General features: G+C 36.3%; 17 protein-coding genes. 4 read left to right on the top strand and 13 right to left on the bottom strand.

The genetic code is table 11. The features are described 5' to 3' along the window. The first annotated feature begins 73 nt into the window (after nucleotides 1-73). Entirely contained in the window at nucleotides 74-1912 is a 1839-nt protein-coding gene (locus tag ACMGDK_RS09045) for a M1 family metallopeptidase (protein WP_436807636.1), read from the top strand. Between the two features lie 189 nt (nucleotides 1913-2101). On the opposite strand, the gene ACMGDK_RS09040 is transcribed toward ACMGDK_RS09045, so the two are convergent. After that, complete coding sequence (locus ACMGDK_RS09040; RefSeq protein WP_436807635.1) at nucleotides 2102-2704, bottom strand: hypothetical protein; 603 nt, start codon at nucleotides 2702-2704, stop codon at nucleotides 2102-2104. Between the two features lie 258 nt (nucleotides 2705-2962). On the opposite strand from ACMGDK_RS09040, the gene ACMGDK_RS09035 reads away from it, so the two are divergent. Both ACMGDK_RS09035 and ACMGDK_RS09030 read left to right on the top strand, forming a co-directional pair. Beyond that, nucleotides 2963-3721: a type III pantothenate kinase gene (locus tag ACMGDK_RS09035; protein WP_436807634.1), complete on the top strand. Its 759-nt coding sequence runs from the start codon at nucleotides 2963-2965 to the stop codon at nucleotides 3719-3721. 28 nt (nucleotides 3722-3749) lie between these two features. Continuing rightward, a complete protein-coding gene (locus ACMGDK_RS09030) occupies nucleotides 3750-4286 on the top strand; it encodes a GNAT family N-acetyltransferase (RefSeq protein WP_436807633.1) in 537 nt (178 codons plus the stop codon). Between the two features lie 146 nt (nucleotides 4287-4432). Here ACMGDK_RS09030 and ACMGDK_RS09025 read toward each other — a convergent pair whose 3' ends face one another. From ACMGDK_RS09025 to ACMGDK_RS08970, 12 genes are all read right to left on the bottom strand, one after another. Next, nucleotides 4433-4864, bottom strand: coding sequence for a nucleoside deaminase (locus tag ACMGDK_RS09025; RefSeq protein ID WP_436807632.1), 432 nt, complete (start codon nucleotides 4862-4864; stop codon nucleotides 4433-4435). 2 nt (nucleotides 4865-4866) lie between these two features. After that, nucleotides 4867-5493 (bottom strand): energy transducer TonB, encoded by a 627-nt coding sequence (locus ACMGDK_RS09020; RefSeq protein WP_436807631.1) that lies wholly within the window; start codon nucleotides 5491-5493, stop codon nucleotides 4867-4869. Between the two features lie 54 nt (nucleotides 5494-5547). After that, the gene (locus tag ACMGDK_RS09015) at nucleotides 5548-6468 is read right to left on the bottom strand and encodes a helix-turn-helix transcriptional regulator (protein ID WP_306840693.1); all 921 of its coding nucleotides are present in this window, start codon (nucleotides 6466-6468) and stop codon (nucleotides 5548-5550) included. A gap of 154 nt (nucleotides 6469-6622) precedes the next feature. Further along, entirely contained in the window at nucleotides 6623-7522 is a 900-nt protein-coding gene (locus ACMGDK_RS09010) for a hypothetical protein (RefSeq protein ID WP_436807630.1), read from the bottom strand. 3 nt (nucleotides 7523-7525) lie between these two features. Next, the gene (locus tag ACMGDK_RS09005) at nucleotides 7526-9493 is read right to left on the bottom strand and encodes a hypothetical protein (protein ID WP_436807629.1); all 1968 of its coding nucleotides are present in this window, start codon (nucleotides 9491-9493) and stop codon (nucleotides 7526-7528) included. Nucleotides 9494-9562: 69 nt separating this feature from the next. Beyond that, nucleotides 9563-13372, bottom strand: a complete 3810-nt coding sequence (locus tag ACMGDK_RS09000; RefSeq protein ID WP_436807628.1) for a hypothetical protein — start codon at nucleotides 13370-13372, stop codon at nucleotides 9563-9565. A 22-nt stretch (nucleotides 13373-13394) separates the two neighbouring features. Next, nucleotides 13395-15752: a hypothetical protein gene (locus tag ACMGDK_RS08995; protein ID WP_436807627.1), complete on the bottom strand. Its 2358-nt coding sequence runs from the start codon at nucleotides 15750-15752 to the stop codon at nucleotides 13395-13397. Nucleotides 15753-15770: 18 nt separating this feature from the next. Then, the gene (locus ACMGDK_RS08990) at nucleotides 15771-16406 is read right to left on the bottom strand and encodes a leucine-rich repeat domain-containing protein (protein ID WP_436807626.1); all 636 of its coding nucleotides are present in this window, start codon (nucleotides 16404-16406) and stop codon (nucleotides 15771-15773) included. 210 nt (nucleotides 16407-16616) lie between these two features. Continuing rightward, nucleotides 16617-18980 (bottom strand): sialate O-acetylesterase, encoded by a 2364-nt coding sequence (locus ACMGDK_RS08985; RefSeq protein ID WP_436807625.1) that lies wholly within the window; start codon nucleotides 18978-18980, stop codon nucleotides 16617-16619. A gap of 291 nt (nucleotides 18981-19271) precedes the next feature. Next, nucleotides 19272-19442 carry a hypothetical protein gene (locus tag ACMGDK_RS08980; RefSeq protein ID WP_436807624.1) on the bottom strand — a complete coding sequence of 57 codons (171 nt, stop codon included), beginning with the start codon at nucleotides 19440-19442 and terminating at the stop codon, nucleotides 19272-19274. Between the two features lie 232 nt (nucleotides 19443-19674). Beyond that, a complete protein-coding gene (locus ACMGDK_RS08975; RefSeq protein ID WP_436807623.1) occupies nucleotides 19675-20712 on the bottom strand; it encodes a patatin-like phospholipase family protein in 1038 nt (345 codons plus the stop codon). A gap of 189 nt (nucleotides 20713-20901) precedes the next feature. Continuing rightward, complete coding sequence (locus tag ACMGDK_RS08970) at nucleotides 20902-21402, bottom strand: M15 family metallopeptidase (RefSeq protein WP_436807622.1); 501 nt, start codon at nucleotides 21400-21402, stop codon at nucleotides 20902-20904. A 524-nt stretch (nucleotides 21403-21926) separates the two neighbouring features. Here ACMGDK_RS08970 and ACMGDK_RS08965 point away from each other — a divergent pair. Beyond that, nucleotides 21927-23198, top strand: a complete 1272-nt coding sequence (locus ACMGDK_RS08965; RefSeq protein WP_436807621.1) for a Y-family DNA polymerase — start codon at nucleotides 21927-21929, stop codon at nucleotides 23196-23198. Nucleotides 23199-23220 lie beyond the last annotated feature (22 nt).

Below are 23220 nucleotides of genomic sequence, written 5' to 3'. Positions count from 1 at the left end.
AAAAAGCCCTAAAATAGCTTCATATTTGAAGGGTTTACATAATTTACCTACCTTTAAAAAAAATAAATTTTAAATGAAAAAATCGGTTGCAATCATTTTTGCGTTTATCATTTCTCAATTTCAGGCTCAGCAAGGAGCTTACTATCAGCAGAGTGCGAAGTACAAGATGAATATTGATGTGAACGCTGAAAAATTTACTTACCAGGGAAATCAGACCTTAGAATACACAAACAACTCACCGGACGAGCTCAATGTAGTGTATTTCCATCTGTATTGGAATGCCTTTAAACCCAATTCCATGATGGATCAGAGAGTTGCAGGCCAGGGTAAAAATGGAGACTCAAGATTGCAAAAGGACGGTATTTCAAGATTAGCTTCAATTCCTAAAAATGAGGAAGGAGCACAAAATATCCACTGGCTTAAACAAAACGGAAAAGAGGTGAAGTTTGAGATCCAGGAAACGATCATGAAGGTGTATCTGGCAGAACCGGTTAAACCTAATTCATCAACAACTTTTACCATGGAATGGGATGCTGTGATTCCTCAACAGATCAGAAGAAGCGGAAGAAACAACAGAGAAGGAGTTGACATGACCATGACACAGTGGTATCCGAAAATTGCTGAATACGATTATGATGGCTGGGCAACCTTTGACTATATCGGAAGAGAATTCCATGCGCCATTCTCAGATTTTGATGTTACCATTAAAATCAACAAAGACTATGTAATTGGAGCAGGAGGTATCCTTGAAAACCCAGCAGAAGTTAAAGGTTATGACACAAATGCAAAAATAAAAGCCGACAAGGATAAAAAAGCAACATGGAGATGGACGGCAAAAAATATGCTGGATTTTGCATGGAGCGCGGACAGAGACTATATTGTAAAGAGTTTTGACGTTCCGGAAGGTCCGAAAGTATTTTTAGTGTATCAGCAGAATGAAAAAACAAAAGTTTGGGAAGAAGCCCAACCTTATGTTACTAAATATTTTCAGTTGATGAACAGCCATTTCGGAAAGTATGTGTATCCTACATACGCTTTTATCCAGGGAGGTGATGGTGGTATGGAATACGGAATGTGTACGATGATCCTGGGAGAAGCTAAAGATATTAAAGGTTTAATGGGATTAATGGCTCATGAAGGTGCACACTCATGGTATCAGCAGATGCTGGCCACCAATGAATCTGTACGTCCGTGGATGGATGAAGGGTTTACCAGCTACGCAGAAGGTTATGTCATGTATCAGCTGTTTCCGGAAGAACTTCCGAATCCTTTTGCCAATACTGTGAATGCTTACAGAAACTTCATTAAAAAAGGAATTGAAGAACCGGCTGTATGGTTAGGTGATCATCATGATAACGGATCCTCTTACACGTATGCTTCCTATGTAAAAGGAGAATTATATCTGGTGCAGTTGGGCTACATCATGGGAGAGCAAAAACTGGCTGAAACTTTAAAGCAATACTATGATCAATGGCATATGAAACACCCGTCTGACAGGGATTTTCTTCATATTGCACAAAAAGTTTCAGGGATGGATCTGAAGTGGTTCCACAATTACTGGATCAATACCACAAAAACCATCGATTACGGAATAAAAGATGTGAAATACGATGCAAAATCTACCACTATTACTTTAGTGAATAACGGGCAGGTTCCAATGCCTGTTGATTTCAATGTAGTGACGGCAGATAAAAAGATCGTTACTTATCAGATTCCTTTAAATATGACACGTACCTGGAAGGAAAAAGATATTTATGGAGACTTTAAAACCATGCCTTACTGGCCATGGACTCAAAAAGAATATATACTGACAATTCCTTACACCAAAGCTCAGCTGTCTGTCTTAGGAATAGATTTAAGCCAGAGAATAGCAGATGTCAATATGAATGATAATATTGTAGAAGTAAAATAGTAGGTCATATAACATAAAAGATAATCCCACAGAGCTTTTTCTGTGGGATTTTTTATTTGGTATAAAAAGCTTCTAAGCGTTCCTTAGCATCCTGGATTTTAGTACAGACCTTGAAGTTCACTATTCACTTGCGAAGCAAAAATTCACCATTCACAACTATATCACTACCAATCTGAAATTTACCATATCCTATTTAATCCCAAACTGCAGGACCATCCAGTGATTAGGATGATTCTTTACAAGATTATTTCTTAAAACCTCATCTTTTGTATTGAGATAGCTGTATACTTTTAAAGGAACAGAATCAGGATATTCTTTTAATCCCTGGTTTACAGCGACCTTAGCATTTTCCTTCTTTCCTGCTCCGTCCAGCGCCTCAGCTTTATAGATGTAAATAATAGCGGGCACTTTTCCATAAATATCGAAGGTTTCACTTTCCAGAAGTTTCATAGCTTCTATCTGGAATTCCGTGTCTGGTTTTTTTCCAATCATAGAAGTACGGCTGAGATGCTGCTGATACATCAGGAAAAGCAAGAGGATGTGAAGGTTTTTCGTCTCTGGATTAGAGGCCAGCTTCTCAATTCTTTGGACCGTTTCCGGTGTCATTTCGTCATTTTCTGCCTGCAGGCTTTTAGTATAAAATTCGTCCAGAATATCATAAACAGCCTTATCATTCCGGTCGATCTTCGATTCCTGCTTTATTTTCAGGAATATTTCTTTTACCTGATTTCCGGATTGGGCAAAAGTATTCAGGCCAATACAAAAGAATATGGTTAAGATCAGTTTTTTCATGGAAGCGGAATAAAATATTTCTGTTTTAAAGATAATTAAATGTTTCCAATCTTCTAAATTTCAGGCTCAAGTTTATGTGTTGCCTTAATAAAATAATGTGAGGGTAGATGCTTGTAATCAATGTTTTAATGATGATACTCAGCACAGCAATAAATATAGGGTTATGAATTATTCTAAATAATATAGATATTGCTTATTTTTGAGGATAAAGGCTTATTTTTACAACCGTTTTTTAACCCAGATTAGCTTAAAAAATAAATGAATTCAATTGTAATCAACGTAGGAAACAGCAACATCAGATTCGGACTTTTCAATGGGGACAACTGTGATATTTCATGGGTGATCAACACAAAGCCATACAGAACGGTAGATGAGCTGTATGTACAGATTCTCATGCTTTATCAGACCTACAAAGTAGAACCCAAGGATATCAGTAAAGTCATCATAGGGTCCGTAGTGCCACAGCTTACCAAAGTCATGGGTTCGGCGATCAAAAAGATCCATGGAATTCAGCCTGTGATTGTAGACAGGTCTACACCTTCCGGGGTTCAGGCAAAATCCAAACAGATGGGAACTGATATTTACGCTAATCTTGTAGCTGCCCATAATCTTTACCCAAACAGAAAAAAGATCATCATTGATTTTGGAACGGCTCTTACAGCAAGCTGTGTGACCGAAACCGGAGAAACATTAGGAGTGATCATTGCTCCCGGAATTGTAACCTCCTTAAATTCATTGATCAGCCAAACCGCCCAGCTTCCGGATATTGAGCTGAAAAAACCTAAATCCGTATTAGGTCTGGATACCGTAACCTGTATGCAAAGTGGTATGGTATATGGGTTTCTTGGAATGGTGGAGGGTTTTATAGACCGCATCAATGAGGAAGTGAATGACGAGTGTTTTGTGGTAGCGACAGGCGGTGTTTCTCATGTTTATAAGCCTCTGACGGAAAAAATTCATGTGATGGACAGACTTCATACACTGAAAGGGCTTTATTTTTTAGGAAAAGACTTATAGGAAAAACTCCAATGAACCAAAACGTATTATGAGAAAATTAAAAGAATTTCCCAAAATAGAAACAGAAAGACTGATTCTTTCCCAGCTGAAAGAAGATATTCCTTTTGTGACTGAATATTTGCAGGATAAAATTTTCTCAGATCTTACTTCCAATATTCCTTATCCTTATACCGAGGAACATGCCGGACTTTGGGTGAAAATGTCCCGGGAGTCTTTTGAGAACAATACAGGATATACTTTTGCTGTCCGCAATAAAGAAGGACAGATTTTAGGAGCGATTGGTCTTCACGACAGGGACGATGATAAAGCTGAGCTGGGATATTGGACGGGGAAACCTTTCTGGAACCAAGGCTACGTAACGGAAGCTGCTATAGCTTTAATTGAATTTGGGTTTAAGGTGCTGCATTTCAATAAAATCTATGCTACTTATTTTCTACATAATCCTGCATCCGGAAGAATCATGGAGAAAATTGGAATGGAAAAGGAAGCTTTGTTAAAACAGCATCTCAAAAAAGAAGATGAATATTTTGATGTTATGATGTATTCTGTTTTTAAAAATAAGTAATGTTCTAACCTTTCGTGGAGCAGACGTCATGTTCCAAATTAATCTCTTTCAAAAAGTCCTGGTTATTCAATATGGCAAAAGACTGAAATGGAAATAAAGGAAGGCATTACGTCCTCTTTTCCACACTGCAAAGGTTCAAAATAAAATTATCTTTTGTTTTTAAAGAATTCTTTAACGATAGTTGAGCATTCATTTTCCATCACTCCGGTTACCATTTCTGTTTTTGGATGCAAGGAAAGATGCTTGTTGATAAATCCTCTCTGTTCATCTCTGGCCCCAATTACAACTTTGGAGATCTGTGCCCAGGCTAAGGCTCCGGAGCACATCACACACGGTTCCAGAGTTACATAAAGCGTGCAGTTGATCAGGTATTTTCCACCCAGAAAATTGGCGGCGGAAGTGATGGCCTGCATTTCTGCATGGGCAGTTACATCGTTTAATGTTTCCGTAAGATTGTGAGCTCTTGCAATAATGCGATTGTTGGAAACAATGACACATCCGATGGGAACCTCATCTTTTTCCAGTGCGGCTTCTGCTTCCTGCAGGGCCATTTTCATGTAATATTCGTCGGTAAACATTTTTAATCTTCAATAGTTAAGGTTAAAGGAAGCCTGAGGTAATATCTTACCGGATCGCCTTTGCTAACAGCCGGGGAAAATTTCTCCGAAACGGAATACAGTGCAATTTCAGCTTGCCTGTTGAAGGTGAAATTATCCCCTTGTGCATGTACATTACTGATGCTTCCGTCTTTTTCAACAATAAAAGCTACGTTTGTTTTTACTGTTTTTGTTTCAGTATAAACCCCTCCCGTATAAAAAAGATTAGCAACTTCCTGTCTCAATGTATTGAATCCGCCAGGATAGTCCGCAGATTTTTCAAAAACAGCAGATTTCTGAGTGTTGTTTACCGCTATGCCTTTCGGACTCTTCAGGGACTGCAAATCTTCCAGGTTTCTTACTTTTAATAAAGCTCCTATCATCGCTACGTTTTCAATGCTGTCCATCTTTTTCATGAAAAGCATAAAATCAAGTTTTATATTGGCTTTTTTGAAAGAATCCGGTTCTGCGTCAAACTTCTTTTTAAACTCTGTATTCAGCATATTCCTGTGGTGGTTATAATAGTTTTTAACCTGCCGGAATTCTTCCTTCTGCTGCGAAAAACAGAAAGAGAAAGTAAGGTAAAACAGGCAAAGGAATAAAGCTTTCAAAAGAGTATATTTATGTAAATATAATTAAAAAATGGGAACTTTTATTCTTCAATATCAGCTTTCGAGATAACGGTTCAGAGATTCCTGGAGATGGGTCCGGATGTCATCAACTAAACCTTTCGGTTCCAGAACTGTGACTTCTTTACCATAGGAAAGGATTTCCTGCATAAAGTCGTAAGTAGGGTGGAGGAAGAACTCAAAATAAATTTCTTCCGGTGTTTCTTTGGTTTCTTTCTGAGACTGGTGAAGCGGAAAACTTCTGATATACTCTCCCTGATGCCTGCTGCATTTCATAATGATCTTCTGAGGATTTTGTTCTGCAAGATTCATAACCCCGAATGCATTTTTGAAATGTTCCCTGAAATTGTAGTTATACTTTTCACGGAATTTGCTGTCGCTTACATCCAGATAATTGACTCTGTCTAATCCGAATGACTTTAAGGTTTTGTCTTTAGTGTCAATTGCGATCAGGTACCATCGGTCCTTGGATTCTTTTAAAGCCAGCGGATGCACTTTCCGTGAAGTCATGACTTTATTTTTGTAGTTATAATGCTCAAAACTAACGACTCTTTTATTACGGATGGCGAAGAAAAGATCATAAAAATGCTCTATGCCGGTTGGCTTTCTGCTTTCAAAAAAGATAAAATCTGAAAAATCCGGATGAAGATTCAGGGCGTTGCTTACCTGAAAAGACTCCAATAATTTTTGGTTGTATTCGTCCACTTCCATAATCGGGCGGCTCTCAATATAATACCTGTTGTCACCTTTCTTTTTATTGTGAATGGAAAGATTAAAAAGATCGGAAATCTCACGAATGTCTCTCTGCAGCGTACGGATCGAGTAGCTCTTAATCCCTGCATCCTGGAATTCGAAAGAGTTTAAAAGATAGTCCTCCAGCTGCGAATAGGTAGCCGGAGAACTTTCTAATCTTTTGATAATTAAGGCATATCTTGTCAGATAAAAGTCTTTTTTCATTCGTCTGTATTTTATAGGGCAGCACTGCTGCATTCATGGTAAAATTTTATAAGACAAATATATAGGCTTAATGCGACAAAACGTGTCGTGTTTTATTTTTTTTGTGGGAAGTTTTGAGAAAAAAATAAACCACAGTATTTCTGTGGCTTACGGATTATTGGTCAAAATATTCTTTTCCTTTTATATCTACCCATCCTTTTTTACCTTCTGGAGTTTCAAATCTGGCGAAATTCCCTACATAAGGTTCAAGTTTTTTGTACTTTGGCTCAGAACCAATATTAGGATAAAAAGTAACCAATCTATTCTTCTTTAAAAGAAGGTACTTTTGATAAGAAATGATTTCACTGTATTCAAACGGCAATATTATTTTTTGATCTTTAAAATCCCAAATTCCATATTTATTCTTTATTTTTGAAATAATATAAGATATTTTCAATGGGGTAAATAGCATTTCTTCACTGTATCCATACTCTATAATTTTTTCATTTAGTTTACTTTTTCTTTTCAAAGTATATTCAATTTCTAAACTTTTTTTATTATTTAAAAACTTTGGATCTTGGCCATAAATAAGGTATTTAATATCTAAAAGTTCATCTTCTGGTTCAACAAAAATATGATACGATTTTTCCTGGATTTTATTTTTTTCAATTGTATAGATTTGGAAACCATTGCTGGCATTTTCTTTATATGATTTATCTGATTCTTTTTGTAGGGCTAATTGAGAATAGTCATTTAGTAATCCATTTTGTGTATAAGTTAACAAAGTCCCATTCTTTAAAATAATTTGTAAAATATCCGGATTCTCAGAGTAATGATAAGTAAGAAGTTCTTGATCTTTATATAAAATGGATAGTTTTTGATCATAAATATTTATCTCATCAGATTTATGTGTTATAATCAAAATATGGGTAGAAATATGATTATAAATGGCAGGAAGTAAGATATTATTTTGAGCTTTTAATCCAAATTTACCATTTTCTTCAAATTTTGTTGGAAACTCTTGTGCTCCAAAAAAATTTATTAAAAATATAAGTAAAAAAATAATAAGTTTCATTGTTTATAATTTTATCTGGCTAATATAATCATAATCAAGAGATTTGTCTATCATTTTTTGCCATTGCCATTGATAAAAAGATTTATATTTAAACTTTGGGTTAAAATTTGGCTTTCCATCTTCTGTCACATTGCTTTCTTGTGATTCAGCGAATTGTCTGTAATCCATTATGTTTTCCAAAGTTTCGCTTTGATTTTTAACAATACCTAAAAAAGGAGTCCAATATCTAATCTGGACTTCATAATTTTTTATATCACTGCTAACTTTCTTTTTTGTAGTTTCAGCATCGAAGTCAGGTAAATTAATATTTTCAAGTTCTATTACAGAAGTTTTTTTATCTGTTATGAGTTCTGATTTTTCATTGAAATAAGAGCTTTCACCAATAATGTTGATTAAAAATTTTTTTTCAAAATCTTCAATATCAATCGGAGATTTTTCAGAATTCTCAATAACTGATTGAATAACTCTATATTTAGTGTCAAGTGGAAAATATTTTTTTAAATCAATTTTTACATTATTTAATTCATCTAATTCAGCTTTTTTACGTACAATTAAGGTTTTTAATTTGTCAATTTCTTTACTGGCTTCATCATCAAAGGTATGAAGTAGACCAAGAGAATGTCCAAGTTCGTGAATGACTAGGGCAAGTGCATCGTCGTCCTTAATGGCACTTTTAAAAATATGGGTAATCCCTGAACTTCGATAAGAATAAGCCTGTGTTTTAGCATCTTCATTTTTACCACCTTCAATAGAGGTGTTTATAAATACGTAAATAATATTTTTTTGATTAAGATGTACAACTTTGTTTTTTAAATATTCTGATTTGTAATCTAGATATTCTTTATATAATGTATCTTTTATTTGATTCCAAGCGTTTGTGGCAGTATGATCCTCATGAAATTTTTTAGCTTTTTTCAGATTAGACTCTTTATCATATTTAAAATTCTTTTTGAATGCTTGTATTATTGTTTTTATACAAGCATTCATTTTTTCAATGTTTTTTTGAATTACTGTGACATTATAGAATAGTGCAGAATATTTATTTTCAATTAAATCATTGTATATTAATGCATTTCTTTGGTTGTTTTCCTGGTAATTGACAAATAGGTTTCTTCCTTTCATTTTAACTACATCATCTTTAAGAAAGTCACTTTTTTCCAACTTTACAACATGGGTATGTTCAGCAAGATTGCCTCTAATATAAGCTTGATTAAAAGATTGTTTATTAAAAAAGTCATGTAGTTTATTAACAAATTCAAATTCTTTATGATTTTTTAGTTCAACATTTGTGGAAGGAGTGGAGTCAAAAGAAATAAAAACTGGTTGTATAATTGTTTCATATACTTTTGCATTAGCTTTTACAATCAATCTTCCAACTGTTTTGCTTTCATATTTTGCTTCAACACTTATATCATTTTCAAAAGGTTCTATACATTCTATCTTTATTTTATAATATTTGTCATCAGAATTAGTAGCTGTTTCTGTACGCTGTTTTGTTACAATGATTTTGTTTGTCATGGTTACAAAGGATTCACTATTCTTATTCCATTCTTTACACTCGTATTCCAATAATTCCGGTACTTCATTATTATTATCTGTGCTTACATACAAAAGAACATAGCTTTTTTCTTTATTTATTTTAGGAGGCCAAATACTTATATATGGACAAGAATATCCTGTATACTGCTTATCAGTAATCTTCTTTCCTTCTTTGTTTTTATAATGTATTATACTTCCAGTAGGACAATGTTCTATGTTATGTTTATCAAATCCAAATTGTCCCATATATCCAGAATCATCCAAACCGAGCTTTCCATTTATATTCAACTTATCTTTCATACTTGTTTTTGAACGATAAAATGTGATATCACCTTCAAGTTTATATTTTGCAAATTTCTTTCTGTCAGTCTTATAAACGTCCACATCTGCGACTCCGATTGTTGCGAGATTCCTAATATCTATATTTTTCATTTTTAAGTTTTTGAGATTAAAATTGTAAAAAAACAGCGGTGATATTTCACACCGCCATTAAGGTTATTATTATCCCACGATTGTTGTAGGCAATGTTGTAGGTTTATCACTATGTGATAACTGTGCATCCAAATCCAACCTGAAACTCGTTTCAAACTCCAGTTCCGAAGGATTCTCACAATTTTTAGGATCAGTTTCCGGGAAAATTGGCAGTGGCTGATCCACCGGAAGCCCTGTAGACTTATCCTGAAGAATGGTAAGTGTTGTAGGCAGTCTGGTAATCCAATATTTACCTTGGGGCTCTCCTGTAGGTTGTCTCATTTCGTCCACAATACTCATGTACATTGGGTCTCCGATTACCGGAACTTCACCGCCATTCCAGATAAGACCTGTTTCCAGGAAGAACTGTACGGCGTTTTCAAAGCCTGGTTTTACGGTAACGATAATTCTTGCCATACCTGCCTGTAGGAAGCTTCTGAATAAGGGATCCATACTTTCGCTCAGGTAGAATTCCTGCCAGCTCTTACGGTTAGCCCAATAGTACGAATAGAAGGTATAATCCATGATTTCCCATTCAAATGCCTGTTCCATAAACTTGGCGAGGGCGGTATATTTATCCAGGTTTTCATTCAGGTATACCTGGAAGTTATCCATAGTTGTTTTATCATCGGCTCCATTTGTTGTTGCCTGCCCTAATGTATTAACATAATCCTGCAGCAGGTATGCAATACAGTTGTGCTTTAAGACATCATGTTCCATATAACGGTAGAAATGATCTTGTCTTTCTTTAGCCTGAGCCTCTTTTTCTTTCTGTTCCGCATCTAATCTTGCCTGCTCCTCCTGGAATTTTGCATAAGCTTCTTCATACGCTTTAATAATGGCATTGAAACTTTCTGTTTTCCAGTTGTTGATGTATGCATCACTCAGCTCACAATTTATAGTTACCTTTATGTTGTAATTTTTAACATTATGTCCTCTCACCTGAAAAGATACAGGGCCGGTTACGTTGAGACCGGATGATCCTTCGTCAAAATTAATATCACCACGCTCAGATCGGCCGATCATATCTCCTTTTAAATTGGAGCAGAATACTTCGGAATAACGGGACCCATCCCATCCGCCACCTCTGTTTCGGGATGATCTGCAGCTGAAACTTGCATTTTTTCCAGCATAATTATCTGGTATACCTATCTGCCAATTATCTATTCCAAAATCATCATTGGTTTGAGGTACACTTGCAGCATTATATATAACTTGCTTGGTAGCCTCTGGAAAAGCTTCTAAATTTACCCCGTAAATCTGTGCCCAATGCTGGATCTGTACTATCGTTGCAGACTTTGGATCTGGCATATACCATGGTTCAGGAGCTTTTCTAGGATCTACAGGAGCAGTAAGCACCTGAGCTTTAGCAACGGTAAGAGCCAAGCGGTGTAATCTTGAAGGCTCAGGGACCATAAATTCAAACATGGTACGTTTACCGTAATTGTAGATCTGGTTTTTCATCTTTTTATCTACCCATCTGTAAACTCCTGTGATGTGCTGTGGCGGTAGATTGGTGGTAAGAGCTTTCCCTCTGTTATCAAATTCATGAACATTGGTCTCCGTATATTCTTTGATGATTTTCTGTACTCTTTCTTCGGAAATTTTGGTAAGAACTCTTTCCATGGCTCTTTCCGTGATCTCCTGAGATTTCATCATTGCCTGTCTTGTGCTGTCATGCTGTGCGGTATTATTGGCATAATCTGCTCCGATTTCAAACTTCATGGCACTGTCATTTCCATAGCTGAATCTTGTATAGGCAGTAATGCTTTGCTGCTTGTCAATTTCTTTGGCAACCTCAGTCTGCATATCTGTTCTGGAGGTCTTTGAAGTATCGGAGATTTTCTCGGTTTCTTCAGATTTGGATGTGGTATCTGTAATTTCAGAATAATCTCTTGCAACAGAAGACTTATGTCTCAATTCACTGGCCATTACATTTTCAATGTTCGAAACTTCTCCCGGAACATAGGCATGAAGACTTTGAACCACTTTCAGATAATCTGCAACTCCGAGTCTTTTGATCCCGAAATTTTTACGTTTCTGAATTGTCACTGGTTCTGGTTCACCCGGGTTTTCAACCACAGCACGTTTCAGGGTAAGCATTCCGGTGAGGTTTAGGTCTTCTTTTGGATATTGTACAGGAATGTCTCCGTATGCCTGACTTCCGTTATCAAAAATAATTTCTATTCTGAAGCTAAAGCTGTTTCGGAACTTATCTACTAAACATGTCGGTAACGTGATTTTATTATCAATGACCTGAAGATTGCTGTAATTTTCTTCAAAAGTTCCGGCAGCGTCTGTGGTGGCAATGATTTTGGCATTGGCAACACTCCAGGAAACATCTTCAACTTCAAAAGAAAAATTAACAAATCCTCTACTGCCGGACAGCCTGAAAGAGTTGTGTGCATATAAGCTGTATGCCATAGGCGTTCTGGAAGTATTCTGAATAAGAGGAACTGAAGCTCCACCGATATTTGCATACTGCTGCTCCAGAAGAGGGCTGTTTTGCAAAGCGGTTTCCATTGATGAGGAAATATTGTTTTGTACAACAAGCAAAGCATCAGCATAGCTTTGTATTTCATCATCAAGGATAATGGTCTGGTCACCAATCATTAATGTGTTGCCAGAGAGAAGCTGAACTTTTTCTGTAGCTGGAACATTAGATACTTTTTCTGCATCAAATTCTGAGAAAAGCTCAACAAAAAGGTCGAAAGATTCCGGAGAAAGCTTTGCCTGCAAATCTTCTAAATCAATTTCATTTCTGTATGAAAATACAAAAGACGGAACTTCATATTCCTTTAAGCTGTTATACAAACGTTCTTTTTCTTCTTCCGGAGTTTCCGGGGTGATTTTGCTTTCTACTTCGGCCAGCTTTCTGTCATAGAGATCTATACGTTCTCTGTTTTCATCCATATATCTGGAATAGCCGTCTTGGTAAGCCTGGTAACGGGTTTTGTGGTACTTTTTCTGAAGTTTTTCCAATTCAGTGTTCAGCTTGCTCAAACCTTCTTTTCTGTGGGTCGCTCTGCTGGCTGTCAATAGGGTCCTTGCTTCAGATTCCAATCTTTGAAGGGTTTTTGCGCCAAGAACCGGAGCGGAAGCTTCAAATGTTGTGGCCGAAGCTGAAAAAGATGTTTCCGAATAATCTTCTGAAAATAAAGATGTTGGTAATATTACTTTTCCATTCATCGCTTTTTCTAAAGGTTTTTCACCGTTTATCTTGATGATTTCCTGATCTGTAAGATCCTGATTGTTGGCAAAACCAAGCTGAATAGCCATCAGAATATGGCTGATCGCTTCTTTAATGTAGAAGTCTCCCTGGGTAACAATCAGATAGATGAAATTATTCCAAAGAAGGGAAAATGTCTGGATTCCTTCAGCATTAAGCTCTTTATTGGCATCAATAAGGGTTTTGTAATAATCTGTAACGTAAGCCAGGTCATTACTGCCTAATGTCTCTTTTTTAGAGAGCTTTCGTCCGATAACAAGAAGATTTCCAAATACTCCCTGTTCAATTTTCTTTTCTGATTCAAATCCCAGATTGCTAAATCCGCTTGCCGCTCTTTTCATTTCTCCAAACTTGGTAGCTTTGGCAGGTCTTCCGGCGACTGCAGTATCAAAAATACCGGTGGCGCCTTTTGGTCTGTGGATAAATCCTAAATTTTTGTCTTTTGTTTCTGTTAATTGCGGGTTTCTTAAACTCACAAATCTGAAAAGAGTCTGTGATACATTATTTGTTGGGTTCATACCTTCTGTTGCTTTATAGTTAATAATGCCTTCGCTCACTAAGGATTCTCCTACAGTGAATGCGGACATTGTTGGTGCATTGTTTGTTGCCATTTTAATATTTTGTTTTAATAATTTATTTTTTTGTGTATTCGAGAGTCAGTGTAAAAGAATTAATGATAGAATAATCATAATCAGGGTCACCTAACAGCTCAATTGTAGCCTTGTCTCTTTCTACAGTGATGTAGATTTTTGTTCGCCATTGGTTGCCTGCAAATGCTGTATCCAGAGCATACCATTCTGTGAACATTTCGTTGGAAATGATGGTTTCAAGATCAGGAAATTCAGCTGTGAGATCAATCACACCGGTTCTTGGAATTTGGTCTAAAAACAGAGTTTTCTTGTAAACAGGTTTGTTATTAATCCATGTTCCGCCAGTTAATTCTTCATGACGAGTATAAGAATGCTGTTTATCAGCATATTTCTTTTGGATAAAAGACTGATCAGCATAATTGTCTCCGTAATAGCTTGAACCCACCAATCCGGGACCATCATATTCAGCTCCTATATCTATATAATTAGTAGAATTCGATATAGATATATGTTTTCCTGGACTACCTAAATTTTGCTTACCTAAATAGATTTCATTTTGACTGACAACTAACCATGATTTATCCGTTGCTGAAACTGAAGTACCTGATGAAACATCAAAAGTTCCATTATTGATTGCCACCCAGGTATTTCCACTTTTTAATAATGCGGGTGTTGTAGTTGAGAATTCAATATCACCAGTTATAGGCTGTCCTGTAGCGGTTCCTGTTCTCGGTATATAACCCGAAACGTCAACCATTCCTGAAAGCTTATCCCAGCCAGCAATGCCGGTGTTATTCAAATTGTCAACCCAAACATAGTTTTCACCTGTATCAAGTAAATTCCATACATCACCTGTTGTTTGGCCTGTTGAAGGTAAAGCTCCAAAATTGACAACAGATCCCATTACACGATAAGTCCTACTTAATAGAGAATTAATTTGAGTCTGGTTATAGTAATTGTTAAATATCCAGCCACGTTGAACATAATCGTTATTACTTGCAGGAGTATATAATTTAGCTGCTGTTATTCCCGCTGTGGGAGTTATGGTTATATCATCAGCATTTGAAGCAGGAGAGCCAATTTGTAGAAATCCAGCATTCATTCTAACCCAGCGATCTACAAAATCACCTGTAATTAAAGCTCTGTTTAACTGACCTTGCTGGAAACTTCCAAAATTTCCTTCAACAGTATTTGAATATCCTGTTAATGTTTGATTACCATGGATAATTAATTTATTATTGATTGCTCCGTCGTTCATTCCTGCTCCAGTACCAACCAGAATATTATTATTGCCTGTAACACCCATACCAGCTGAAACGCCAATCATGATGTTTCTATCACCTAAATTTGACTGATTATTGGCTTTCCAGCCTATTAATGTATTCAGGTTTCCAGTTGTATTAAAATAACCAGCACCCATTCCGACAAATGTATTTTTATATCCGGTAGTGGTTCTGTTTCCTGCTTCATCACCGAGCATCGTATTTGAATTGCCTGTTGTTGCATTTTCACCTGATGCGGTGCCAATGAATACGTTGTATTCACCTGTGGTTAATTTAGAACCACTTAATATCCCGGCTGCTGTATTCCACTTACCTGTCGTTAATTCAGAAAAAGAATAAGAACCCAATGCAATATTATTTCCACCTGTAGTCACTTTTGGCAAAGCATTGTAACCAATAGACATATTGTAGTAACCTGTTTGTGATGAGTTAATATTACCAAAATAATGAGAGTAAAGAGTTTTGTTAAAGTTCAACTCTCCGGCTCTGCCTTGATCAGCATTAAAAACAATAGCTTTTGTGGAGGAATTACCTTTGTCTATAACTGATTGTAATGTGTCATTTTCGGTAAAAGCCGGCTTATCACTCAGATCATTATAGCTGCCTGAAATACCAACTTTGTGTATTTTTACTTTTTCGACACCTTCCTGAACCAAAGAAACACTTCCGTCTACATTGGTCGTTGGGACAATACTAAATTCAGAAAGATTGATCGGAAACGAAGATCCGTCACTCTGAGTAATTGTAATGATATTTTGAGAGGCGTCATACTCTGCATTCTCAATACGGATGTTATTGGTTATCAAACTGCTTAAATCTACCGCCTTACCCTGTTGAATGCCGTTTTCACCGGTATAAAATACAGTTAAAATATTTCCATTCAGTTCCGGATTCTGAATTGATGTCTGTGTTTCTATTTTTTCTTTCCAAAGCTGGGCATTTTGCGGGCTTACATTGGAAGCATTTGCATCTGCCTTTTGAGAAAAATCATAATTAATATTGTCCAGGGGGAGCTTTTCATCCTTGTGCCAGTAAGATTCCTGCCACTCCCAGAATTCTTCCTGTACTGGGATATCTCCGTTTTCGAAATATTGTTTTAATTCTTGTTTTGTTTTCATTTTGTGATTTATTTAAAATTAACTGATAAGATTTCCACCAATAACTTGAATATTAGAATCAAATGAGTCTGAATAGTATTGCGTGCTTGGGGATAAAGTAACTGAACTTAAATCCGGATTATATTTAAAAGCATAGTGCCCAATCTTTGCTACACCGCTGGCAATCTGTAATGAGGTTAATCTGTTAGAGGCAAATGCAGAATCTTTAATTTCTTTAACATTGCCAGGAATGATTAATGATGACAGCTGATTGGATGAAAAAGCCCTGTCATTGATCTCCGTAACATTTTCGGGAATCGTTAATGATTGTAGACTATTAATACTAAAGGCATCTGAACCAATAGTGGTAACGCTATCTGCAAGGAATAGAACGGACAGTCCCATATTAGAGGCAAACTGATCAGGAATTTTTAATGTTCCTGGTTTTATAAATATTTTCCTGACAGATAAACTCGCAAAAGATGCATTTCCATCTTCATCTATATCTGCATAGAAATCATTTAAGCGTGGGAGGCCATTTTCCAGACCTGCAATTTTAACCATGTCTATTTTCTCATCTTTGTGCCAGTAAGAATCCAGCCATGTCCAGAAATCTTCCTGGGTAGGCTTGTCTCCGTTTTCGAATAAAAGCCTTAGTTCTTCTTTTGTTTTCATATATTTAAGGTTCGCTGATAAGTATTCTTCTGACAATTCTTACCATTTTTATATTAGCAATGAACTGATGCAGTTGAGCATTATTTCTTCAAGTAGAAGGAGTGTAAATGATTTTAATTCAGATGGATAAAAAAGTATTATCCTAAAAAAAAAATTGTTATAGGCTCACCAGTAGTACGAATAACAGATAATTCATACTGGGGGATATTGTTATAAAATAATTTCGAAAATAGGGGACCAGTTGTATAAATTGAAGTAATTTGCCACGGGATTAAAATATGTTTGACTATCTCTTAAATTTCCTCGTGCACCCTCTGTTCTTCCAGATCTTCTAGCTCCTGTTGAAGTATTCCCATTTACTATGTCCCATCCTGTGCCATTTACGCCATATGTCAGGCGTGTGCCTACAGCAGGAGTTCCGGACATTGTTATCTTCACTGTGTCTGCATTCACTAATTCAACATTTGTTATGGTAGTTTCCGAAATGGCAATAGTTGCAGATGTCGTAAATTCATTTGTAACATTAACCAGATTAAATCCTTTTTTACCATCTGTAAGTGGACTTACCCAACTTTCGTCAAATACAAGCGGTTTAATAGGTACATGAAATTGAATGTATATGGCAGCCCCTACTACGGTACTTTTAATAGGATAAATCGGTAATTTATGCTCTTTTTTCACGATTGCATCAAAAAGGGCAATCCCGTAATGATTTCCGATATTACGATAAGTTTTATTAGGAACGTGTACATTATCAGTAATATCATATTCTATATCATACATTGTTTTTGCAAGGACGATTCTCTTATCAAGTATTGCTGCCTTTAACTGTTCTATTGCTATTCTAGGATAGCGACCATAAGGATTTTGACTTGCCAACTGATACATTATACACTTAACATCATCTGTTTGACCTGTGATTGCTTTAATATCTGAGTTTAAATCATTTATTAATTTGATTAACTTAGTTGAATACTCAGTTGGAACATATTTCGTTGTGCCATAATTAGCACCATTTGCCCCGCCTGCTCTATAATCTTCTTCTCCTTGCGTCCAGCAAAATGCCGGTACTGAAAATGTTTTTCCTAAGGCACTAGCTGTATTTTTTGCTGTTTGAACCTGAGAAATTAATGAATTATATGTTGCTGACCCTTTTGAAAGATCAGTTATGCAGGAGCCTCCAAGATATGCGACGCTTGTCATAAACTTAAACCCTTCAGGTAAACTATAGTTATTATGTTTTGCAAGCTCTTTAAACATCTCAATGTAACCTCCGTTCATATCTTGAACATTGGAATTTACATTACTTGTATTAAATGCTATATCTATAGTATTTGAAAATGTTGATGGACCTCCGTTAGTTGACCCAGCCAGACTTTGTCCAAATGAAGGGACTAAAATGATCTCAGTTAATTCCTTTAATTTTGAATTTGCAAAATCCATAACTGCTTTTACATTAGGAATATTTTTTGCGTTGCCCAATGATATTTTATCAACAACTTGGGCCTCAATAGGTGCAGATACTAGTTCTGTAAATTTCACTGAAACCAAAACACCAACCTCAGATCTGGTTAAACTGGAAACTGCAAAATTTGTAGTTACATTCGAAGGAACAGCACCATATCCATAAATTCCACATAAAGGATCTGGGCCATGAGTGCATTTTATACCGGCTGTAGAATAAACAGATATTATGTCATCCGAATCCCATCGCCATAAATTGTTTATTATTCCACTTTTATCCGGTTGGGTCAGTATATCTATAGTATTCATTCCTGCAGTTACAGCATAAACCTTTTGCTCTTGAAATGTGAATAATACTGAAGATCCGGAGCCTGATTTTTTATATCGTTTTATGTATAAATCTCCCGCTAGCTCCATGTTTATTTTAAATTCTGAAAGAACTGATTTTGAGTAGGGCACTGTGTACTTATCAAGCCAATATGTGATTGTTTTATTTGTGGCATAAAATGTATTCATGTCTGACATTGTAATAGCTGCGACTGTTCCTAAATCTACATTCTGATCATTTCCGAAAAGCCAGTCGTTAATCTGTTTCCCCCCTTGTGGATCAACAGCATTTAGAGAGTCAAATTCGAGAGCAACTTCATTTGTTGGTAATTCAATTCCCGGCTGTGTCCAGGCAGTTCCATTCCAATAGGCTTCATTTAATTTGCCATTTTCTGCTTTTATAACTGTTGTTGCTCCATTTTCATCAATAGCAGGGGTTAAATTAGGATAATTCCCTTTTTCTAACAGTCTATACAATCCTGTTTGTGTTGGTGCAGCATTATTCTTTTTTAAATATCCTTTATATCCTGAATTAGCATCTGCCAGAACATTATTTTTAAAAGGCATAAGATCACAAACTCCACGTTGCTGAACTCCATTTTCACCAGTATAAAATATTACTAGGTCCAAGCCATTATCCCCAATCACAGGATTTTCGATAAATGTATCCTGGGTATTTTTCTCATCCTTGTGCCAGTAAGAGTCCAGCAAAGCCCAAAAATCTTCCTGTACGGGCTTGTCTCCGTTTTCGAATAAAAGCTTTAATTCTTCTTTTGTTTTCATAATAAAATTGTGTGATTTTGTTGATTAATTAATAGGTTATGATTGAAGAGTCTTTTATTAAAATCTCTTCAGGTTTTAGTCTAATTTTATAGTGATTGCTGACTGCACACTTTTACAGTTACGTTTCATATTTTTTATGGATTTTTAGACATAGTTCTGGCTGTCCGGCATTTTGTGAATGATAGATTCAAAGGTGTTTTTTGAAATGATTATTGGATACTGCTAGGTGTCTTGATTTTGGTGTTTCAAAGGTAATTCCGGACAGCGTCAGAACTCGTCGTATTAATTTATTTAGTATATATTTTTTTCAGGAATAGCATCTTCAAAGTCTTCCCTGAAAAAACTTTCAATGTCATTGAGATAGTTTTCATAGTCCATCTCAGCATGTTCGATATCGCTCCATTCAATAGTATAGAGATCTTCATCGAAAAGAATATCTGAATTGGGATCTGGTGTTTGCATGTTTTGTGTTTTAAGGTTGAGGTTATGTTTTGAACATATTTCTGGCTGTCCAGCATTAATAAATGTTGAATTCAAAGGCTTTTTAAAATTTTAATGATTGTTTTTTTGTGTCTTTGTTTATACTCCAAAAATAGTGGGAGAAGACGACAAAACTTGACGTGTTTTTAAAACTTTTTACATTTTTTAAATATTAGCTATTTAGCTTATATGGGTCCTTTATAAGGTAAAAAACTTATATTTTATTTTTAATCAGCTTCTGTACAATCTGGTTCAGAATTTCTCTGTTATCATCAATATAGCTCAATCCTGCCTGAATCAGGTTTTCAATGTTTGATCTTCTGACATTGTCCATTGCCGGAGACGCGTTTTTTAACGAAGGATTCAGGCGGTAGTAATTTTTCTGGTTTCGCTGGCCTAAAGTCTGAAACATCTGGCAAAGCTGATAATCTACAGTTTCCGCATTCGCAGACATTAATATATCAATGATTGGATTTACCCAGCCTATTTTTCCTGACTTTTGAAGTTTTCTGAAAGAATAAGGCTTGGCCTCAATACCCGTTCCGATAGAAACCATGATCATATCATTTACACCGGGATGATTGGCCTTCTGATGATTCTTCAATACTTCTGCAAAAGGAATTTTTCGGGCTTCTGCATAAGCACAAAGAGCAGGATTATTGGCAAACATGCCGCCGTCAATCAGGCTGAAGATCTGTCCGTACATCGATTTGATCTGTACAGGACTGAAATAAGTAGGAGCTGCTGCTGTCGCTCTGCAGATATCTTTTACATAAAAGTTATCCGTACTCAGATTAGCCTCCCAGGAATTGAAAAGTTTTGCTCTTCTGTTTTCAATATCATAGCTGGTTATTAAACATGGTTTTATAAATTCTTTAAGTTCCAAAGTTCCAAAAAAGTCATTCAGATTTTTTTCAAGTGCATCCTGGGAAATTTTTTCATTCAGCAGGCCAAACGGGTTGACCAGCTTTTCCCAAAAAGAAACCTGAAAGATGTCGCCTCCCTTTTCAGCGTATAATTCTAGCCCTTTCTGGATAGAATATTTCGCCTTTCGGTGTTCATCGGGACATAGAATAATAGAAGCGATCAGTCCTCCTGTACTGCTTCCTGCAACCAGATCAAAATAATCACCAAGTTTGGCACCCGGATTATCATGATACTGAAGCTGCTCTTCTATGTAGCGGAGAATAATGCAGGTGATAATACCCCTTATTCCGCCCCCGTCCAAAGAAAGAATGGTTGTCTTTTTCATGTGTTGTTTTGTTGGTTTTAAAAGAAAATTAAGGTCCTGAGACAACTAAAACCAACTTTCTGCCTTTAAAAGCGGATGCTGGTTTTAGTATTTGAGATCTCAGTTAACTAACATTTTCTTATAAAACAAAGGTAGGCCGGGGAAGCGACAGAACTTGTCGTAATATAATTGTTTTCAAGTAAAAGGGAATTAAAACAGGATATAATTTTGTTTATCCTTTGGCATCTTGGATAATATTCGCCAGTTGGTTTTTACCAGTCCTTTTTTAGTCTGGATATTCTTTTTTTCGAAGTGGGGAAGGTCTTTGAAGGTTTTCCAGTTTCCGCCCCAGTCCCAGCCGTGTCTTGCGAAAATTTTTACACATTCATACCAGTCGGCTACCCTGTCATTGTCCCAGTCTTTCACCGTATCCCAGCTTGCAACCTTTCCGTCGATCATCAGGCATATGTCAACAGCAAGTCCATAATTATGGATGCTCTGACCGGCTTTGGCATTTGTTACTTTTTTTCCGGACGTAATTCTTCCAATGGCATACAGTTTTTCCTGCTCTTCAAAAGATCTCAGGCCTTGGGTGATTCTTACTTTAGCTCTTCCGTTAAGAGCTTCATCGCATTCTTTTATGATCTGTTTTACCTCATCTCTTACAGAAGGGTGAAGCTTATTTATTCTTTCTGACGTTACTTTATCCATGATTCATTGTTATTTATTCTATGAAACAAAAGTATAGGTTAAGGGCGACGGAACTTGACGTGTTTAATGAAAATATTAAATAAAAATATATTTTAAATATAAAAATTTTCATGCAACCTTATGCCTTAACAATAGATGATATTTTAAAAATTTAATGTACAAATTCAGTGATCGGGGAATTCTTTACAACTCAGTAAAAATTTAAGTTCAGATACAAAATCATTTTATTGAAATGCTCGTAAGTCAGAGCAATATTTCAGACCTTAATAAGATGTATCCATTAATGAAGAGGTCATTCGTCAGCACTTATGCCAGATTAATCTGAAGGAAAAACGCTTAAAAATAATCTGGAACCGCTGAATTCAGGGCGTACAAATTATAGGGTTAATGCGACAAAACTTGACGTGTTTGAAATAAATAACTATATCATATTCAGAGCGTTAAATATCGTGTTAATATTTAATGTAAAAGATGATAATTATTTTTTAAAATGTAATTTTGCATTAAAATTACATTATTCTATCATGTATGCTTTAGTAGATTGCAACAACTTTTTTGTTTCCTGCGAGAGAACTCTGGACCCGTCTCTTGAGGGAAAAGCTGTTGTGGTGCTTTCTAATAATGACGGATGTGTAGTTTCCAGAAGCAAAGAAGCAAAAGACCTGGGTATTCCTATGGCTGCTCCTGCTTTCAAATATAAAGACCTTTTCAAGCAGCATGATGTAAAAAGTTTTTCTGCAAAGTTTGAACTCTATAATTATAAAAGCCAGCGGGTTATTGAAATCTCAAGGTCATACGTTCTGGAATATGAAGTGTATAGCATCGATGAGCTTTTTTTGGAGCTTTCAGGTTTTAAATATATAGATATCCATGATTATTGCCTTAAGATTAAGAATGATATCAAAAACCAGGAAAATATTCCCGTAAGCATAGGAATTGCCCCCACTAAAACGCTTTGTAAAGTAGCCAACAGGATTGTAAAAGAATTTCCGGATCAGTTCGACGGAGTCTATACCCTCGATACCCCTGAAAAAATTGAGAAAGCCCTGAAATGGCTCAATATAGGCGATGTCTGGGGAATAGGACGGAAACTTGCCGCAAAAATGAATGACAGCGGTGTTTATAAAGCCTGGGATCTTCTCCAGAAGCCTGAAATGTGGGTTCGGAAAATTATGGGGATCCACGGAGTAAGAATGATCAATGAGCTGAAAGGAATCCGCCAGCTGGAACTTGATGCCCCATCTCCTAAAAAGTCAATTGCAGTTACCCGAAGCTTTATGGAAATGCTTAGTAAAAAAGAAGAAGTCCGGGAGCGTGTGGAAACCTTTGGGATGTATTGCTCTGAAAGGCTCCGTAAACAAAATACATGCTGCAGAATGGTTACCGTTTTTGTCCAGACCAATCGTTTCAGAAAAGACCTTCCCGAGTATAAAAATGCAATGACGCAAATTCTTCCTAACCCTACGAATTCCTCTATTTTGATAGGGCGGGTGGTGAATGAGCTTTTTGAGGCTGTTTACAGAGAAGGGTTCCATTACAAAAGAGCAGGGGTTATCGTCAATGATTTCGTTCCTGAAAACGAAAGACTGATCAGCCTCTTTGAAGAAGATACCCAAAACCAGCATCTTCCCGTCATGAGGGCAATGGATGCCATGAATAAAAAATTCGGGAAAGATAAAGTACGTCTCGGAAGCATGAGCGGAGAGAATACATTCGGGCGGGCCAGGCTGTCTCCGGAATATGAAGCATTCTTAAAAAACAATACACTCCCTGAAGCCAATTTCAGGTTTCATTAATGTTTATATATTTCTTATAAAT

The organism is Chryseobacterium hilariae, from assembly GCF_051400735.1.
Lineage (GTDB): Bacteria > Bacteroidota > Bacteroidia > Flavobacteriales > Weeksellaceae > Chryseobacterium.
Note: the sequence above shows the minus strand (reverse complement) of the source record. Positions and strands in the feature narration are given on the sequence as shown.

What these genes read in the sequence shown, in the direction of transcription:
- ACMGDK_RS09045 (WP_436807636.1), top strand. Translation starts at nt 74, where the DNA reads ATGAAAAAATCGGTTGCAATCATTTTTGCGTTTATCATTTCTCAATTT.
- ACMGDK_RS09040 (WP_436807635.1), bottom strand. Translation starts at nt 2,704, where the DNA reads ATGAAAAAACTGATCTTAACCATATTCTTTTGTATTGGCCTGAATACT.
- ACMGDK_RS09035 (WP_436807634.1), top strand. Translation starts at nt 2,963, where the DNA reads ATGAATTCAATTGTAATCAACGTAGGAAACAGCAACATCAGATTCGGA.
- ACMGDK_RS09030 (WP_436807633.1), top strand. Translation starts at nt 3,750, where the DNA reads ATGAGAAAATTAAAAGAATTTCCCAAAATAGAAACAGAAAGACTGATT.
- ACMGDK_RS09025 (WP_436807632.1), bottom strand. Translation starts at nt 4,864, where the DNA reads ATGTTTACCGACGAATATTACATGAAAATGGCCCTGCAGGAAGCAGAA.
- ACMGDK_RS09015 (WP_306840693.1), bottom strand. Translation starts at nt 6,468, where the DNA reads ATGAAAAAAGACTTTTATCTGACAAGATATGCCTTAATTATCAAAAGA.
- ACMGDK_RS09010 (WP_436807630.1), bottom strand. Translation starts at nt 7,522, where the DNA reads ATGAAACTTATTATTTTTTTACTTATATTTTTAATAAATTTTTTTGGA.
- ACMGDK_RS09005 (WP_436807629.1), bottom strand. Translation starts at nt 9,493, where the DNA reads ATGAAAAATATAGATATTAGGAATCTCGCAACAATCGGAGTCGCAGAT.
- ACMGDK_RS09000 (WP_436807628.1), bottom strand. Translation starts at nt 13,372, where the DNA reads ATGGCAACAAACAATGCACCAACAATGTCCGCATTCACTGTAGGAGAA.
- ACMGDK_RS08995 (WP_436807627.1), bottom strand. Translation starts at nt 15,752, where the DNA reads ATGAAAACAAAACAAGAATTAAAACAATATTTCGAAAACGGAGATATC.
- ACMGDK_RS08990 (WP_436807626.1), bottom strand. Translation starts at nt 16,406, where the DNA reads ATGAAAACAAAAGAAGAACTAAGGCTTTTATTCGAAAACGGAGACAAG.
- ACMGDK_RS08985 (WP_436807625.1), bottom strand. Translation starts at nt 18,980, where the DNA reads ATGAAAACAAAAGAAGAATTAAAGCTTTTATTCGAAAACGGAGACAAG.
- ACMGDK_RS08980 (WP_436807624.1), bottom strand. Translation starts at nt 19,442, where the DNA reads ATGCAAACACCAGATCCCAATTCAGATATTCTTTTCGATGAAGATCTC.
- ACMGDK_RS08975 (WP_436807623.1), bottom strand. Translation starts at nt 20,712, where the DNA reads ATGAAAAAGACAACCATTCTTTCTTTGGACGGGGGCGGAATAAGGGGT.
- ACMGDK_RS08970 (WP_436807622.1), bottom strand. Translation starts at nt 21,402, where the DNA reads ATGGATAAAGTAACGTCAGAAAGAATAAATAAGCTTCACCCTTCTGTA.
- ACMGDK_RS08965 (WP_436807621.1), top strand. Translation starts at nt 21,927, where the DNA reads ATGTATGCTTTAGTAGATTGCAACAACTTTTTTGTTTCCTGCGAGAGA.